Here is a 14,229-nt window from a genome sequence, read left to right as displayed (position 1 = left end):
CTATTGTATTCGCTGGGGAGAAATATGGCTGTCAAGTTGGGGATTAACGGATTCGGACGTATTGGTCGTATGGTGCTGCGCGCAGCTGTTCAGGAAGCCGAGTTCAATGATATTGAAGTGGTCGCCATCAATAGCTCGTATGACATCGAATATATGATGTACATGCTCAAGTATGATTCGGTGCATGGCCGTTTTCAGGGCAGTGTAGAAGCCGATAACGGTGATCTGGTGGTCAATGGCAAACGCATCACCCTGACCGCCGAACGTGACCCCAACAAGATAGACTGGAGCAAGGGCGGCGCGGAAGTCATCGTCGAATCTACCGGTGCTTTCCTGACTGAAGAAAGCTGTCAGCCTCACCTTGATCGCGGCGCCAGAAAAGTCGTGCAATCTGCCCCGGGTAAGGATGACACCCCTATGTTCGTGTATGGCGTGAACCATGAAGACTACGCCGGCCAGTCTATTATTTCGGCGGCTTCGTGCACCACCAACGGCCTGGCCCCGCTGGCCAAAGTGTTGCATGACAACTTTGGCGTCAAACGTGGCCTGATGACCACTATCCATGCGGCGACAGCCTCACAGCTGACTGTAGACGGTACTTCCAAGAAAGACTGGCGCGGTGGCCGTAGCGTGTTTGAAAACATTATTCCTTCCAGTACTGGTGCAGCCAAGGCAGTGGGTAAAGTCATCCCGGCATTGAACAAGAAGCTGACCGGTATGTCCATGCGCGTGCCATCTGCCGATGTGTCCGTCGTCGACCTCACGGTAGAGCTGAGCAAGGAAACAACCTACGAAGCGATCTGTGAGGCCATGAAACAGGCTTCCACCGGCGCATTGAAAGGTGTGCTGGACTACACTGCAGATAAAGTGGTTTCTACCGATTTCCGCAGCAGCCCGGCCGCCAGCGTGTTTGATGCCGATGCCGGCCTGATGCTGGACCCGACCTTTGTCAAAGTGATAGGCTGGTACGATAACGAATATGGTTATACCTGCAACCTGTTGCGCCTGGTGCAACATATTGCTTAATATTAAGACGGGGCTGATGGCCCCGTTTTTACGTTGCATTCTGATTTCTTTTTAAGCGGTTTATCGCTCGGAGTACGTGTATGAAATTCATTAAAATGACTGACCTGGATTTGCGTGGCAAGCGTGTATTTATCCGTGCCGACCTCAATGTGCCGGTGAAAGATGGTGTCGTGACCAGCGATGCACGTATCGTGGCCAGCATGCCGACGATTGAGTTCGCTTTAAAAGCAGGCGCAAAAGTCATGGTGACTTCGCATCTGGGGCGTCCTGAAGAAGGTGTTTACTCAGAAGAAAACTCCTTGCAGCCGGTGGCGGATGTGATGAGCAAGTTGCTAGGCCAACCGGTGCGCCTGGTGAAAAACTGGCTGGCGCCGAATGCGCCGGCTGACAGCCTGGGTACCGGTGATGGCGAGTTGATCTTGCTGGAGAACTGCCGCTTCAATGTCGGTGAAAAGAAGAACAATGACGAGCTGGCAAAAAAATATGCCGCGCTGTGTGATGTATTCGTCATGGATGCATTTGGCACCGCGCACCGTGCAGAAGCTTCTACTCACGGCATCGCCAAATTCGCGCCGGTGGCCTGTGCCGGTATCTTGCTCACTGAAGAGCTGGATGCCCTGAGTAAAGCCTTGCTGGCACCTGCCAGACCATTTGTGGCTATCGTGGGCGGCTCCAAAGTCTCGACCAAGCTGACCGTGCTGGAAAGCCTGGCCGATAAAGTGGACCAGTTAGTGGTGGGCGGCGGCATTGCCAATACCTTCCTCAAGGCCGATGGTCATGAGGTGGGCAAGTCTTTATGTGAGGACGACCTGGTAGATACCGCACGCAAACTGATGGAAAAAATGGCGGCGCGCGGCGCCTGTGTGCCCATTGCCAAAGATGTGGTGGTAGGCAAACAGTTTGATGCTAACGAGCCAGCGGTTAAAAAGCCAGCCAGCGAGGTGGCGGCCGATGACATGATTTTTGATATAGGCGAAAAATCAGCGGCCGAGCTGGTAGAGATCATCATGCAAGCCGGCACAGTGGTGTGGAACGGCCCGGTAGGCGTATTTGAGTTTGACCAGTTTGGCGACGGCACCAGGACCATAGCCAACGCCATTGCCGAAACCAAGGCGTTTACGCTGGCGGGTGGCGGTGACACCATTGCCGCGATCCAGAAATATGATATCTATGACAAAGTCTCATATATCTCTACCGCGGGTGGCGCTTTCCTTGAGTTTCTGGAAGGCAAGACTTTGCCGGCAGTGGCTATCCTGGAACAGCGCGCCAGTTAATCAGGGATTTAAGCTGCCGGTTTTTACAGCCCGATGGGTCAACATAGGGCTACACCGGCAGTGAACTAAAAAGTGAGCGGTACCGTGAGTCTGTGGTGTTTGTCGTAGACTTCGACCCGGTTCCTGCCTTGTTTTTTGGCTACGTAGAGTGCCTTGTCGGCCTGTTCTATCAGCAGGTCTCCGTCCTCACTGAAATTTAGGGACTGGTTGCGCGCATGCTGTTCTTTGTGGCTGGTGGACTGGTGCATGCCTAGCGAAGCTATGCCTATGCTGATGGTCATCAACCTGTGCCCGGCAAAGCGGATATCCAGTTCCATGACTTTCTGCCGTATGCGTTCGGCAATCTTGATCGCCTCCTGCTGCGTGGTCTGACCCAGTATCAGCACAAATTCCTCACCGCCATAACGCGCCGCCATGTCGCCAGGCCGGTTGCTGTAGCGTTTTAATATCCCGGCCAGCTTGCGCAGGCATTCATCGCCGGCGGCATGCCCCATGCTGTCGTTCAGCTGTTTAAAATGGTCGGCATCTATCATCATCACGCTCAGGCTGGATTGATGCCGGATGGCGCGTGACCATTCATCGCGCATGAATTGTTCCAGCCGGCGGCGATTGGCCAGGCCGGTCAGCGGATCGGTATGGGTGAGGGCGGAGATGCGATCTTCGACCTGTTTGTGATGCGTGATATTGGTCAGCGACAGCAGGAATAGTTTGTTATCTGCCAGCGTAGTCTGCATGGGTTGCAGATTCAGGGTCAGCCAGGTGGGCTGTTTGGTCGGTGTGTGACACAGATAGTCCATGCTGAAGTGACCTGATTTGCCACTTAATACATTTTCTATGCCATTGATTAACAGCGGCAGGTTGGTATCTTCATTGGCGCGGCAGATATCCAGATAGGCGATGCCGAACCAGTCGGTATTGAGCTCCAGGCCGTAGAACAAGCCGAATGCACGCCATGCCTGATTCACGTAGATGATACTGCTAGTCTCATCGATCACTGCGATCTGCAGTGGCAATGTGTCCAAGATGCCATTCACTAATTGTTCTGCAATGTCCACAAAATATCCAACAAGGTTGCTGAAATTTACTACGGGAAGTGCTTGTCACACCCTATTCTATTGAAGCGTAAACCGGCTGTCTAACGTTCAAGATGTAAATTAGCATTAAAATTGCTTACAAATAAGCATTCAACAGTGAAAGAGACCAACATGGCGATTCGAGTAGGCATTAATGGGTTTGGCAGGATAGGCCGCATGGTGCTGCGCGCCGCATTAAATCAGGCAGAGTTCGCAGAACTGGACATCGTTGCCATCAACGGTATCGAAGAGCCCGAGCATATGTTGTATATGCTTAAATATGATTCTGTGCACGGCAGGCTGGCCTACGATGCACATTTAGAGGGCGATTTCCTGGTGGTGGATGGTAAAAGGATACGTTTGACTGCCCACACCGATCCGGCGCATATAGACTGGAAAGCACATCATGTCGATGTGGTGATAGAGTGTACCGGCGTATTTCTGACCCAGGAGTCCTGCGCCGCCCACATTGCCGGCGGTGCGCGCATCGTGGTGCAGTCTGCACCGGGCAAAGATGACACCCCTATGTATGTGTATGGCGTAAACCACCATGATTACCGTGGAGAGAATATCGTTTCTGCCGCTTCTTGCACCACCAATGGCCTGGCGCCTATCGTCAAAGTGCTGCATGACCATTTTGGCGTCAAGCGCGGGTTGATGACCACCATACATGCCGCCACGGCGACCCAGAAAACCGTGGATGGTACCTCCAAGAAAGACTGGCGCGGTGGGCGCGGTGTGTTTGAAAACATTATTCCTTCAAGCACAGGCGCGGCAAAAGCGGTAGGTAAAGTCATTCCTGCGTTGAACAAGAAACTGACCGGTATGGCCATGCGTATCCCCTCGGCGGATGTGTCTGTGGTGGACCTGACCGTGGAATTGCTGGCAGAGACCTCGTATGCCGAGATCTGCGCCGCCATGAAATATGCCGCTGAACGTGATTTGAAAGGCGTGCTGGGTTATACCGAAGAGCAGGTGGTTTCCAGTGACTTCCGCGGTTATCCGGCCGCCAGTGTGTTTGACGCCAGCGCCGGCATCATGCTGGACGCCACTTTTGTGAAATTGATAGGCTGGTACGACAACGAATATGGCTATACCTGCAACCTGTTACGCCTGTCGCAATATGTCGCGCATGCCCAGCTGGCAACCACCCACAAGCCGGCGCAGGAAGCCGTAGCCGCTTAGGTCAAGTGTGCGCTCGGCGGTGACTGCTAAATTGTTCGCCCGCAACCGGGTAGCGCATTTATAATATCGCTTTTTACTTTGCGGTAGATATTATGCGTGCGCCATTGCTGGAAACCTCGATTAAAAGCCTGAAAAGATTGCATCAAGGCAAGGTGCGCGATATTTATGCTATCGACGACCACACCATGTTGCTGGTCAGCACCGACCGCTTGAGTGCCTTTGATGTGATCCTGCCTACCGGCATAGCGCACAAAGGCGCCATGCTCACGCAAATGGCTAACTTCTGGTTTGAACAGCTGGCCGATGTGGTGCCCAACCACCTGACCGGTATTGCGCCGGAATCTGTGGTCGCCGCCGATGAAGTAGATCAGGTCATAGGCCGTGCCGTGGTGGTGAAAAAACTCAAGGCTTTGCCGCTGGAAGCCATAGTGCGCGGCTACCTGGTCGGCAGTGGCTGGAAAGAGTACCAGGCCAAAGGCACGGTATGCGATATCCCGCTACCGGCCGGTCTGCAACTGGCGCAAAAACTGCCTGCACCTTTATTCACCCCTTCCAGCAAGGCCGCTGTCGGCGAGCATGATGAGAATATCAGTATCGCCGAGGTCGAAGCGCTGATCGGTAAAGACTTGACCGCGCAAGTGGAAAAAGCCGCCATCGCGCTGTATAGCAAGGCCGCCGCCTATGCGCTGGGCAAAGGCATCATCATTGCCGATACTAAATTCGAATTCGGTGTCGATGCGCAAGGCGTATTGCATGTGATGGATGAAGTACTCACGCCTGATTCTTCCCGCTTCTGGCCTGCAGATCAATATAAAGTTGGCGCTAACCCGCCCAGCTACGACAAGCAATATGTACGCGACTGGCTGGAAGCCTGCGACTGGAATAAAACTGCGCCCGGCCCTGCTTTGCCTGCCGATATCGCGCAGCGCACTTCAGACAAATATATGGAAGCATTTGCCAAGCTGACCGGCCGCACCTTGCAGGTCGACTAGTGCGCAGCCGCCAGCAGCACTGACAGCATATGGGTTTACGCGCACAATTAGCCGCATTGGCCAGCAGGTTCAAGCAGGAAGTCGCGTTTTACCGTGCGCTGCAAAAGCACCCGCAAACACCAAGGCTGGCAAAAGCATTATTGTGGCTAGCACTAGGTTATCTGCTGCTGCCATTTGATCTGATCCCGGATTTTATTCCGCTGATAGGCCAGCTGGATGAACTGGTCATCATTCCATTATTGCTCTACCTGGCGCTTAAAGTCATCCCGGTCAGCGTGCGCCAGGAGTGCCGTGATCAGCTTGAATCTGCCGATAATCAAAAATAATGCGGTTTGCAAACAAAGGTTTATGTTAATCGCCTATAATGGCGGCTTTTCGTGAAATAGGTTTGAAAAGATGTCTTTGAATTTGGTAGCAAGCGGCAAAGACTTGCCGAACGATTTTAACGTCATTATTGAAATCCCAGCCAATGGCGACCCGGTCAAGTACGAAGTAGACAAAGAAAGTGGCGCCCTGTTTGTGGACCGCTTTATGGGTACTTCCATGCAATACCCATGTAACTATGGCTATATTCCGCACACTCTGGGTGATGATGGAGACCCGGTAGATGTACTGGTGATCACACCAGTGCCGTTGTTGCCAGGTGTGGTTGTACGTTGCCGTGCTTTAGGCATGCTGAAAATGACTGACGAAGCCGGTGGCGATGCCAAAGTGCTGGCAGTGCCTATCGAAAAAGTATGCGGCCTGTACGCTTACCAGAAAACATTGAGTGATGTTTCGCCGTGGCGTCTGGACATGATCGCCCACTTCTTTGAGCATTACAAAGATCTTGACAAAGGCAAATGGGTGAAAATCGAGGGTTGGGCCGGTGTGGATGAGGCGCATGCCGAAATCATGGATGGCGTTGCACGCTACAACGCTTTGGAAGTGAAACCTGCTTTCTGATCGCTGCCTGCTTAGCTTTAGCAGCACATGCAGTATAAAAAAGTCGGCCTGGGCCGACTTTTTTGTTTTTGCGCAGTGCTATGTTTTCTAGTGCAATAGCTGCACTAACAGAAACCTAGTGCCATAGCGGCACTATCAAAAAGTTAGTGCCATAAAGGCACTATAAAAAAGTTAGTGCAATAGCGGCACTATCAGCAGCGCCACAATATTGATGATCTTGATCAAAGGGTTCACCGCCGGGCCTGCGGTATCTTTATAGGGGTCGCCTACGGTATCGCCGGTCACAGCCGCTTTATGCGCATCCGAGCCTTTGCCACCGTGATGGCCATCTTCAATATATTTTTTGGCATTATCCCAGGCCCCGCCGCCGGTACACATGGAGATCGCCACAAACAGGCCGGTGACTATGGTGCCCATCAGCAGGCCACCAAGTGCCACCGGGCCGAGGAAGATGCCGACCAGTATGGGTGCTGCGACTGGCAATAATGAAGGGATCATCATTTCCTTGATCGCTGCTGTGGTCAGCAGGTCTACCGCTTTGCCGTACTCCGGCTTGGCCGTGCCTTCCATGATGCCTTTGATTTCGCGGAACTGTCGACGTACTTCTTCCACCACACTGCCGGCAGCACGGCCCACTGCTTCCATCGCCATCGCCGCAAACAGGAAAGGGATCAGGCCACCGATAAACAGGCCTATGATGACTTTGGGGTCACTCAGGTCAAAACTGGCGGTGATGCCTGCACTTTCCAGCTTGTGCGTGTAATCGGCAAACAGCACCAGCGAGGCCAGGCCGGCAGAGCCTATCGCATAGCCTTTGGTCACCGCTTTGGTAGTGTTGCCGACGGCATCTAATGGATCGGTGACGTCACGCACACTGCTGGGTAGTTCTGCCATTTCGGCAATACCACCGGCGTTGTCTGTGATCGGGCCATATGCATCCAGTGCCACGACTATGCCTGCCATGCTCAGCATGGACATGGCGGCAATAGCGATGCCATAAAGACCGGCCAGATGAAACGAAACGTAAATAGCCGCGCAGACAGAAAGCACAGGCAGCGCGGTGGATTTCATGGACACGCCTATGCCGGCGATGATGTTGGTGGCATGGCCGGTGGTGGAAGCTTGTGCCACATGCTTGACCGGGGCGTAATCAGTGCCGGTATAGTACTCGGTGATCCACACCAGCGCGGCAGTCAGCACCAGCCCGACAGCACAGGCACCGAACAATGCCTGGCTGGAAACCGTCACTTCGCCATGGGTGTAGCCTTGCGGAAAGGCATATTGCGTGACAAAGTAAAATGCGATCAGCGACAGCACGCCAGCGACAGCCAGGCCTTTATACAGCGCAGGCATCACGTTCTTCATGCCGGGCGAGGCCTTGACAAAGAAACAGCCGATGATAGAGGCAACGATGGACACGGCACCCAGCAGCAGTGGGTAAAGCACGCCATTGACACCGGCTTCAGCCGCCATCAGGCCGCCTAACACCATGGTGGCGATCAGGGTCACCGCATAGGTCTCAAACAGATCGGCTGCCATGCCGGCACAGTCGCCGACGTTATCGCCGACATTGTCTGCGATCACCGCCGGGTTGCGCGGGTCATCTTCAGGAATGCCAGCTTCGACTTTGCCTACCAGGTCAGCCCCTACATCAGCGCCTTTGGTGAAGATGCCGCCACCCAGCCGCGCAAAGATAGAGATCAGCGATGAACCGAACGCCAGGCCTATCAGCGGGTTTAAATCGGTGGCCTGTTCAGCACCGAGGAAAATATAGAAGCCGGTCACACCAAGTAAGCCCAGCCCGACCACCAGCATGCCGGTAATGGCGCCGCCCTTGAAAGCGACATCCAGTGCCGCGCCTATGCCATTGGTCGCTGCCTGGGCGGTGCGTACGTTGGCCTTTACCGACACATTCATGCCGATAAAGCCGCAGGCACCAGAAAGCACGGCGCCGACGACAAAGCCTATGGCGGTGTATAAACCAAGAAAAAGTCCGATAAGAACAGCCAGTATGATGCCGACCAGGGCAATGGTTTTATATTGCCTGGCCAGATAGGCGGCCGCGCCTTGTTGTATCGCCCCTGCAATTTCTTGCATGCGGGCGTTGCCTGCAGGTAATCCCGAAATCCACTTACTCATTACTACGCCATAAAGTACCGCCAATACTGCTGCGCCTATGGCCAACATTAATGCGACTGACATGTGTTCTCCTGTTCCTGGTGAAACTGCGTTGAACGTAATGACTACTTAACACCTGTTACTCAAGTTGTAAAAGTTAAATGGTGAATGCTAGGCTGTGTATCCTTCAGGTAAATAACGGGTTATAAATAACGACTTGTAAATAAAGTGTAACAGGGTGGTGCATTATTGCACTATTTAAAGAATGCGCACAAGTAGAGTGCGTGGGGCGTCACCGTCGCAGCAAACTGCCGCTGCAGCCAGCCTTTTAGTAGCGGGGAAAAGCGGAGATCAGGAATCGCGCTGGCGGTCTATAAAATGGCGTAAAGCCGCTTCAAGTGCCGGGTTTTCAATTTGGTCAGCGCAGGCTTGCAGCGTGTTCAAAGCCTGGTCAGAAGGCGACTGGATACGTTTCTGCCTGGGTTTTGGCTGAGATTTTACTTGCACTTTGACTTTTATTGCGCTAAGGTTTAACCCTTTGATTTTCTGGGAATTTTGGCAAAAATCCCTGATTCTTTGCATCAGTCCGGTTTCTAGTAGCCGGATTTTGCTGGCGACTGCGCCTGAGTGCGCGGCTATGGTGAGTATGCCATCTTCTACCGCCAGCACCTGGGAAAGTTTCGAAAGTTCCGGGGCAACCGCAGACCACAATTGCTGTAATTGTTGACGATCATAAGCCTCGTCCAATAACGGCTTTAGTTCTTGATTGTGTTTGAATATGCGATTGATTTTTAACATGCTTGGGTTTTTGCTGGTGCGTGTTTAAAATTCATGTTTGTTAAAACTCGGGTTGTCCGCAGAGTGCTTGAATATTGTACTACACCGGTTATTCTCACGGGCGACTCCTGTGGGCAACCGGTTAAAAGCGAGAGTTCGTGGCATGATTAATATCATTATTGTTTCAGAAAAAATGGCCAAGCCGAAAACGCTGGGTATCTTTGAAAGCCTGGGCGTGGTCCTGGCCCTGATACTGGTGCCTGTGGTGTTGACCTTGTTGTTCATCACCCCGCAGCAAGTGATCAAGACCCAGGGCGTGAAAGCGATCCTGCCTCCGCATTTAAGAGGTGCCATGCTTTCCACCCAGAGTCACCTGGATGCCTATGCCAAGCAGATTGGCGAGTTACAGGCGCGTATCCTGCGCCTGGATGCGCAAAATCAGCGTTTATCCAAACTGGCTGGCATCAAAACCAGTGCCGAGCCTATCAATGAGCGTACTTCGGTCAACGAAGTCATAGGGCAGGGCGGGCCGTTGGTGAAAGATGCACCGCTGTCTGAAGAAGACCTCAAAGCCACCATAGAGCAGATGTCGGCTGATCTTGATTTCCGTGACGAGTACCAGGGCAAGATAGAAGCTAAGTTATTGTTAAAAAGTGTGCTGCGCGAAATGCTGCCTAACAGCAGCCCGGTCGATGCGGCTTACAGCTCTTCCAGTTATGGCTGGCGTATAGATCCGCTGAGTGGCCACCGCGCTTTTCATGAAGGGCTGGATTTCCCGGCGGCTTCCGGCACACCGGTCTACGCCGCGGCTGACGGCATTGTGAGCACCGCCGTGCAAACGTCTGATTACGGCAATCTGTTGAAGATAGATCATGGTTCTGGCCTGGAAACGCGCTATGCGCACAACTCCAGATTGCTGGTCAAAGCCGGTGAACGGGTGACCAAAGGCCAGAAAGTGGCACTGATAGGCAGCACCGGCCGTTCTACCGGGCCGCATCTGCATTATGAGATACGCCTGAATGGCAACCCGCTGGACCCGCGCGAATATCTCAGGAACCATTCCTGACTGAATTCAGTTGCCAGCATGCAATAATCAAGACAATTCGCCTGTATATCTTATACAATCCTAGTTTATTTCTTATAACCCCGCTGCGGCGGATATCGGTGTGACTCATGTTAGCCTCGTTGTTTAAAAAATTCTTTGGTAGCCGTAATGACCGCCTGGTCAAACAATATCAGCAAACCGTCAAACAAATTAATGCCCTGGAGCCAGATTTTCAGGCATTGAGCGATGAGCAGTTGCGGGCAAAAACCGAAGAGTTCAAACAGCGCTACACTCAGGGCGAGACGCTGGAAAAGTTATTGCCGGAAGCGTTTGCCGTGGTGCGCGAGGGCAGCAAGCGCGCGCTGGGCATGCGTCATTTTGATGTGCAGCTGATAGGCGGCATGGTGCTGAATGCAGGCAAGATCGCCGAGATGCGTACCGGTGAAGGTAAAACGCTGGTAGCCACGCTGCCCACCTACCTGAATGCGCTGACCGGCAAAGGTGTGCATGTGGTCACCGTCAACGATTACCTGGCCAAGCGCGATGCCGAGTGGATGGGCAAGCTGTATAACTTTCTTGGCTTGAGCGTGGGCATCAATCTTTCGCAGATGCAGCATGATGCCAAGCAGCAGGCTTATGCTGCGGATATCACCTACGGTACCAATAACGAGTTTGGTTTTGACTACCTGCGCGATAACATGGTGTTCAGCAAGGAGGAGCGCGTACAGCGGCCTTTGCATTATGCGCTGGTGGATGAGGTCGACTCTATCCTGATCGATGAGGCGCGTACGCCACTGATCATTTCCGGCCAGGCCGAACATAGCGTAGACCTGTATGGCGCCATCAACGAAGTCGCCAAGCAACTGGTGCGTCAGACCGAAGAAGAAGGCGAAGGCGACTTCTGGGTCGATGAAAAAGCGCAAAGTGTGACCATGAGTGAAGCCGGGCATGAGCATGCCGAGCAATTGCTGGAACAAGCCGGCATGCTGCCAGCAGGTTCAAGTTTGTATGAACCGGCCAACATTACGCTGGTGCATCATCTGTATGCTTCATTACGCGCGCAAAACCTTTACCACCGCGACCAGCACTATGTGGTGCGCAATGATGAGATCGTGATCGTCGATGAGTTCTCTGGCCGTATGATGCCGGGCCGCCGCTGGTCAGATGGCCTGCACCAGGCAGTCGAAGCCAAAGAAGGCGTGGCCATCCAGAAAGAGAACCAGACGCTGGCCTCTATCACTTTCCAGAACTATTTCCGCATGTATCAAAAATTGAGCGGCATGACCGGTACCGCGGATACCGAAGCTTACGAATTCAACCAGATCTATGCGCTGGAAACCGTGGTGATCCCTACCCACAGACCGGTACAGCGTACTGATGCGATGGACAAAGTCTACCGCACCGGCATGGAAAAATATAAAGCGGTCATTGAAGATATCAAGCAATGCCAGGCCAAAGGCCAGCCAGTACTGGTCGGTACTACTTCGATCGAAAACTCCGAGCTGATCTCGCAACTGCTCACCCAGGCCAAGCTCGAGCATCAGGTGCTCAACGCCAAACAGCATGAACGCGAAGCGACCATTGTTGCTGAAGCCGGCCGCCCTGGCATGATCACCATTGCCACCAATATGGCCGGTCGCGGTACTGACATCGTGCTGGGCGGCAATTCTGAGGGTGAGATCCACGCCATTAATAATGACGCCAGCCTGAGTGACGCCGATAAGCAAGCCAAAGTCGCGCAGCTGAAGACTGAATGGCAGCAACGCCACGATGCAGTGCTTGCTGCCGGCGGCTTGCATATCATTGGTACCGAGCGTCATGAGTCACGTCGCGTCGATAACCAGTTGCGTGGCCGTTCGGGTCGCCAGGGCGATCCGGGCTCCAGCCGTTTCTACTTGTCACTGGAAGACCAGCTATTGCGTATCTTCTCCGGCGAGCGGGTGGCGGCGATCATGACGCGGCTCAATATGCCTGAGGGCGAGGCGATAGAGCATGCCATGGTCACGCGTGCGATTGAAAACGCACAGCGCAAGGTAGAAGGTCGCAACTTCGATATCCGCAAGCAATTGCTGGAATACGATGATGTATCGAATGATCAGCGTAAAGTGATCTACGAGCAACGCAACGAGCTGCTGGAATCGGTGGATGTGGGGCAGACCATACGTGCCATGCGTGAAGACGTGGTCAACAGCCTGTTTGCTACGCATATTCCACCTGGCAGTGTCGAAGAGCAGTGGGATGTACCAGCGCTGGAAGTGGCCTTGCGTGAAGACGCCAACCTGAACCTGCCGGTCGCAGAGTGGCTGGAAGCCAACCCCGACCTGCATGCCGAATCCTTGCGTGAACGCATCGTCGAAGCAGCTAATGATAGTTATGCAGGCAAAGAAGCCCTGGCTGGCAACGATAATATGCGCAATTTCGAGCGCGCGGTCATGCTGCAAAGCCTGGATAACCACTGGCGTGAGCATCTGGCAGCGCTGGATCACCTGCGTCAGGGCATACATCTGCGTTCTTATGCGCAAAAAAATCCCAAGCAGGAATACAAGCGCGAAGCATTCGAGCTGTTTGAATCACTGCTCAATACCGTCAAAACCGAAGTCACTAAAATCACCATGCAGGTGCAAGTCCGCTCCCGCGAAGAGCTGGAAGCCGAAGAGCGTCGCGCTGAAGAGGCATTGCGTGCTACCGATGTAGGCAATGTGCAATACCAGCACACCGACTATGACAATGCGCTGAGCAACAGCGGTAAGGACGCCGCCGCGGACAAGCAGCCATTGAACCTGCCGGAAGGCGTGCGCGTAGGCCGTAATGAGCCATGCCCATGCGGTTCTGGCAAACGCTACAAGAATTGCCACGGTGCGTTAAGTTAAATGCTACAAGTTCAAAGGTAGATCGAGTTGATCGTGCGAAAGGCTAGCAATGTCTGATCAGACTATTATTCCCTCGCCCTGTATAGGCGTGTGCAGCATGGATGAAAGCAGTGGTTACTGTGAGGGGTGTTTTCGTACCCTGGAAGAGATCCGCCAGTGGTGGGATATGGATAACGCTGCCAAGTCAGAAGTGATTAAAAAAGCAGCGGCGCGTGAGGCAGCAGTATTTGGCGATTAACCGCTATTGATCTTTATCGCAAGCAACAAAAAAGCCGGCATAGCCGGCTTTTTTGTTTTACATGTTCGCTGTTACAGATCAGCCATAGGATGATTGCCCATGGTGGTGTTTTTGCTATCCAGCTTGGAAACCACCAGTTCTAACGAGGTTTTCAGGTTTTTGAGTGCATCAATCTCCATGGTCGCCAGCACCTGCGGCAATATGCCATCGACAGGTTGCGGGGCTTTGGCCAGTATGGCATGCCCGGAGGGGGTGACCAATAAACCGACTTTGCGCTGATCTTCAGTCAAACGTTGTTTCTTGACTAGTTGTTTCTTGACCAGCTTTTCAACCAGCAGACTACAGGTGGATTGATGTATGGAAAGATTCTCTGCCAATCTCGAGACGCCAAGTTCGGGATGGGTCGCGATTTCGTTTAACAGCCAAAGCTGCGAACCGGAAATGCCGCAAGTCGATTCAATTTCCCGAAAATGCTGTCTTACCGCTCCAAAAATAATACGGAACTGTTTAAGTGCTTCTTTAGCTAGTGAATTCTGCATAATCAATATATCTCAATTCTTTGTTGACATTCTATCAGTATCTTTACAAAGAATTGAGCAACAACGGCATGCGGAAAGGAAAAAAACTTTCTGGATAATTATTGTTGCGTTAATTAGTTGGCTGAAAATAGTAAGTTCCGGCCCAGT

13 protein-coding genes are annotated in these 14,229 nt (G+C 52.9%); 9 read left to right on the top strand and 4 right to left on the bottom strand.

From position 1 onward, the window contains the following. The first annotated feature begins 24 nt into the window (after positions 1-24). Complete coding sequence (gap, locus tag ACFQ1Z_RS08165) at positions 25-1,026, top strand: type I glyceraldehyde-3-phosphate dehydrogenase (protein WP_379056905.1); 1,002 nt, start codon at positions 25-27, stop codon at positions 1,024-1,026. A gap of 80 nt (positions 1,027-1,106) precedes the next feature. Continuing rightward, the gene (locus tag ACFQ1Z_RS08160; protein ID WP_379056904.1) at positions 1,107-2,300 is read left to right on the top strand and encodes a phosphoglycerate kinase; all 1,194 of its coding nucleotides are present in this window, start codon (positions 1,107-1,109) and stop codon (positions 2,298-2,300) included. A gap of 65 nt (positions 2,301-2,365) precedes the next feature. Here ACFQ1Z_RS08160 and ACFQ1Z_RS08155 read toward each other — a convergent pair whose 3' ends face one another. After that, positions 2,366-3,355 (bottom strand): GGDEF domain-containing protein, encoded by a 990-nt coding sequence (locus ACFQ1Z_RS08155; RefSeq protein WP_379056903.1) that lies wholly within the window; start codon positions 3,353-3,355, stop codon positions 2,366-2,368. A 150-nt stretch (positions 3,356-3,505) separates the two neighbouring features. Here ACFQ1Z_RS08155 and gap (ACFQ1Z_RS08150) point away from each other — a divergent pair, with 150 nt between their 5' ends. The 4 genes from gap (ACFQ1Z_RS08150) to ppa all read left to right on the top strand — a co-directional run bounded on the left by gap (ACFQ1Z_RS08150) (position 3,506) and on the right by ppa (position 6,495). Beyond that, positions 3,506-4,558 (top strand): type I glyceraldehyde-3-phosphate dehydrogenase, encoded by a 1,053-nt coding sequence (gap, locus tag ACFQ1Z_RS08150; protein WP_379057201.1) that lies wholly within the window; start codon positions 3,506-3,508, stop codon positions 4,556-4,558. A gap of 92 nt (positions 4,559-4,650) precedes the next feature. Next, positions 4,651-5,550: a phosphoribosylaminoimidazolesuccinocarboxamide synthase gene (locus ACFQ1Z_RS08145; protein ID WP_379056902.1), complete on the top strand. Its 900-nt coding sequence runs from the start codon at positions 4,651-4,653 to the stop codon at positions 5,548-5,550. Between the two features lie 29 nt (positions 5,551-5,579). Then, positions 5,580-5,876, top strand: coding sequence for a YkvA family protein (locus ACFQ1Z_RS08140; protein WP_379056900.1), 297 nt, complete (start codon positions 5,580-5,582; stop codon positions 5,874-5,876). A 70-nt stretch (positions 5,877-5,946) separates the two neighbouring features. Then, a complete protein-coding gene (gene ppa / locus ACFQ1Z_RS08135; RefSeq protein ID WP_379056899.1) occupies positions 5,947-6,495 on the top strand; it encodes an inorganic diphosphatase in 549 nt (182 codons plus the stop codon). A gap of 171 nt (positions 6,496-6,666) precedes the next feature. On the opposite strand, the gene ACFQ1Z_RS08130 is transcribed toward ppa, so the two are convergent. Together ACFQ1Z_RS08130 and ACFQ1Z_RS08125 are read right to left on the bottom strand one after the other, a co-directional pair. Further along, positions 6,667-8,697, bottom strand: a complete 2,031-nt coding sequence (locus tag ACFQ1Z_RS08130; RefSeq protein WP_379056898.1) for a sodium-translocating pyrophosphatase — start codon at positions 8,695-8,697, stop codon at positions 6,667-6,669. 267 nt (positions 8,698-8,964) lie between these two features. Beyond that, positions 8,965-9,411, bottom strand: coding sequence for a DciA family protein (locus ACFQ1Z_RS08125; protein ID WP_379056897.1), 447 nt, complete (start codon positions 9,409-9,411; stop codon positions 8,965-8,967). Between the two features lie 142 nt (positions 9,412-9,553). Here ACFQ1Z_RS08125 and ACFQ1Z_RS08120 point away from each other — a divergent pair, with 142 nt between their 5' ends. The 3 genes from ACFQ1Z_RS08120 to ACFQ1Z_RS08110 all read left to right on the top strand — a co-directional run bounded on the left by ACFQ1Z_RS08120 (position 9,554) and on the right by ACFQ1Z_RS08110 (position 13,543). Continuing rightward, on the top strand, positions 9,554-10,456 hold the full coding sequence (locus ACFQ1Z_RS08120) for a M23 family metallopeptidase (protein WP_379056895.1): 903 nt from the start codon (positions 9,554-9,556) through the stop codon (positions 10,454-10,456). 107 nt (positions 10,457-10,563) lie between these two features. After that, positions 10,564-13,305 carry a preprotein translocase subunit SecA gene (gene secA / locus ACFQ1Z_RS08115; RefSeq protein ID WP_379056893.1) on the top strand — a complete coding sequence of 914 codons (2,742 nt, stop codon included), beginning with the start codon at positions 10,564-10,566 and terminating at the stop codon, positions 13,303-13,305. A gap of 49 nt (positions 13,306-13,354) precedes the next feature. Next, a complete protein-coding gene (locus ACFQ1Z_RS08110) occupies positions 13,355-13,543 on the top strand; it encodes a DUF1289 domain-containing protein (protein ID WP_379056892.1) in 189 nt (62 codons plus the stop codon). A 71-nt stretch (positions 13,544-13,614) separates the two neighbouring features. On the opposite strand, the gene ACFQ1Z_RS08105 is transcribed toward ACFQ1Z_RS08110, so the two are convergent. Beyond that, positions 13,615-13,953 (bottom strand): MarR family transcriptional regulator, encoded by a 339-nt coding sequence (locus tag ACFQ1Z_RS08105; RefSeq protein ID WP_379057200.1) that lies wholly within the window; start codon positions 13,951-13,953, stop codon positions 13,615-13,617. Positions 13,954-14,229 lie beyond the last annotated feature (276 nt).

Source organism: Methylophilus luteus, assembly GCF_042676265.1.
In the GTDB taxonomy this organism is placed as follows: Bacteria; Pseudomonadota; Gammaproteobacteria; order Burkholderiales; family Methylophilaceae; genus Methylophilus; species Methylophilus luteus.
Note: the sequence above shows the minus strand (reverse complement) of the source record. Positions and strands in the feature narration are given on the sequence as shown.

What these genes read in the sequence shown, in the direction of transcription:
- gap (WP_379056905.1), top strand. Translation starts at nt 25, where the DNA reads ATGGCTGTCAAGTTGGGGATTAACGGATTCGGACGTATTGGTCGTATG.
- ppa (WP_379056899.1), top strand. Translation starts at nt 5,947, where the DNA reads ATGTCTTTGAATTTGGTAGCAAGCGGCAAAGACTTGCCGAACGATTTT.
- ACFQ1Z_RS08120 (WP_379056895.1), top strand. Translation starts at nt 9,554, where the DNA reads ATGATTAATATCATTATTGTTTCAGAAAAAATGGCCAAGCCGAAAACG.
- ACFQ1Z_RS08130 (WP_379056898.1), bottom strand. Translation starts at nt 8,697, where the DNA reads ATGTCAGTCGCATTAATGTTGGCCATAGGCGCAGCAGTATTGGCGGTA.
- secA (WP_379056893.1), top strand. Translation starts at nt 10,564, where the DNA reads ATGTTAGCCTCGTTGTTTAAAAAATTCTTTGGTAGCCGTAATGACCGC.
- gap (WP_379057201.1), top strand. Translation starts at nt 3,506, where the DNA reads ATGGCGATTCGAGTAGGCATTAATGGGTTTGGCAGGATAGGCCGCATG.
- ACFQ1Z_RS08160 (WP_379056904.1), top strand. Translation starts at nt 1,107, where the DNA reads ATGAAATTCATTAAAATGACTGACCTGGATTTGCGTGGCAAGCGTGTA.
- ACFQ1Z_RS08110 (WP_379056892.1), top strand. Translation starts at nt 13,355, where the DNA reads ATGTCTGATCAGACTATTATTCCCTCGCCCTGTATAGGCGTGTGCAGC.
- ACFQ1Z_RS08145 (WP_379056902.1), top strand. Translation starts at nt 4,651, where the DNA reads ATGCGTGCGCCATTGCTGGAAACCTCGATTAAAAGCCTGAAAAGATTG.
- ACFQ1Z_RS08125 (WP_379056897.1), bottom strand. Translation starts at nt 9,411, where the DNA reads ATGTTAAAAATCAATCGCATATTCAAACACAATCAAGAACTAAAGCCG.
- ACFQ1Z_RS08140 (WP_379056900.1), top strand. Translation starts at nt 5,580, where the DNA reads ATGGGTTTACGCGCACAATTAGCCGCATTGGCCAGCAGGTTCAAGCAG.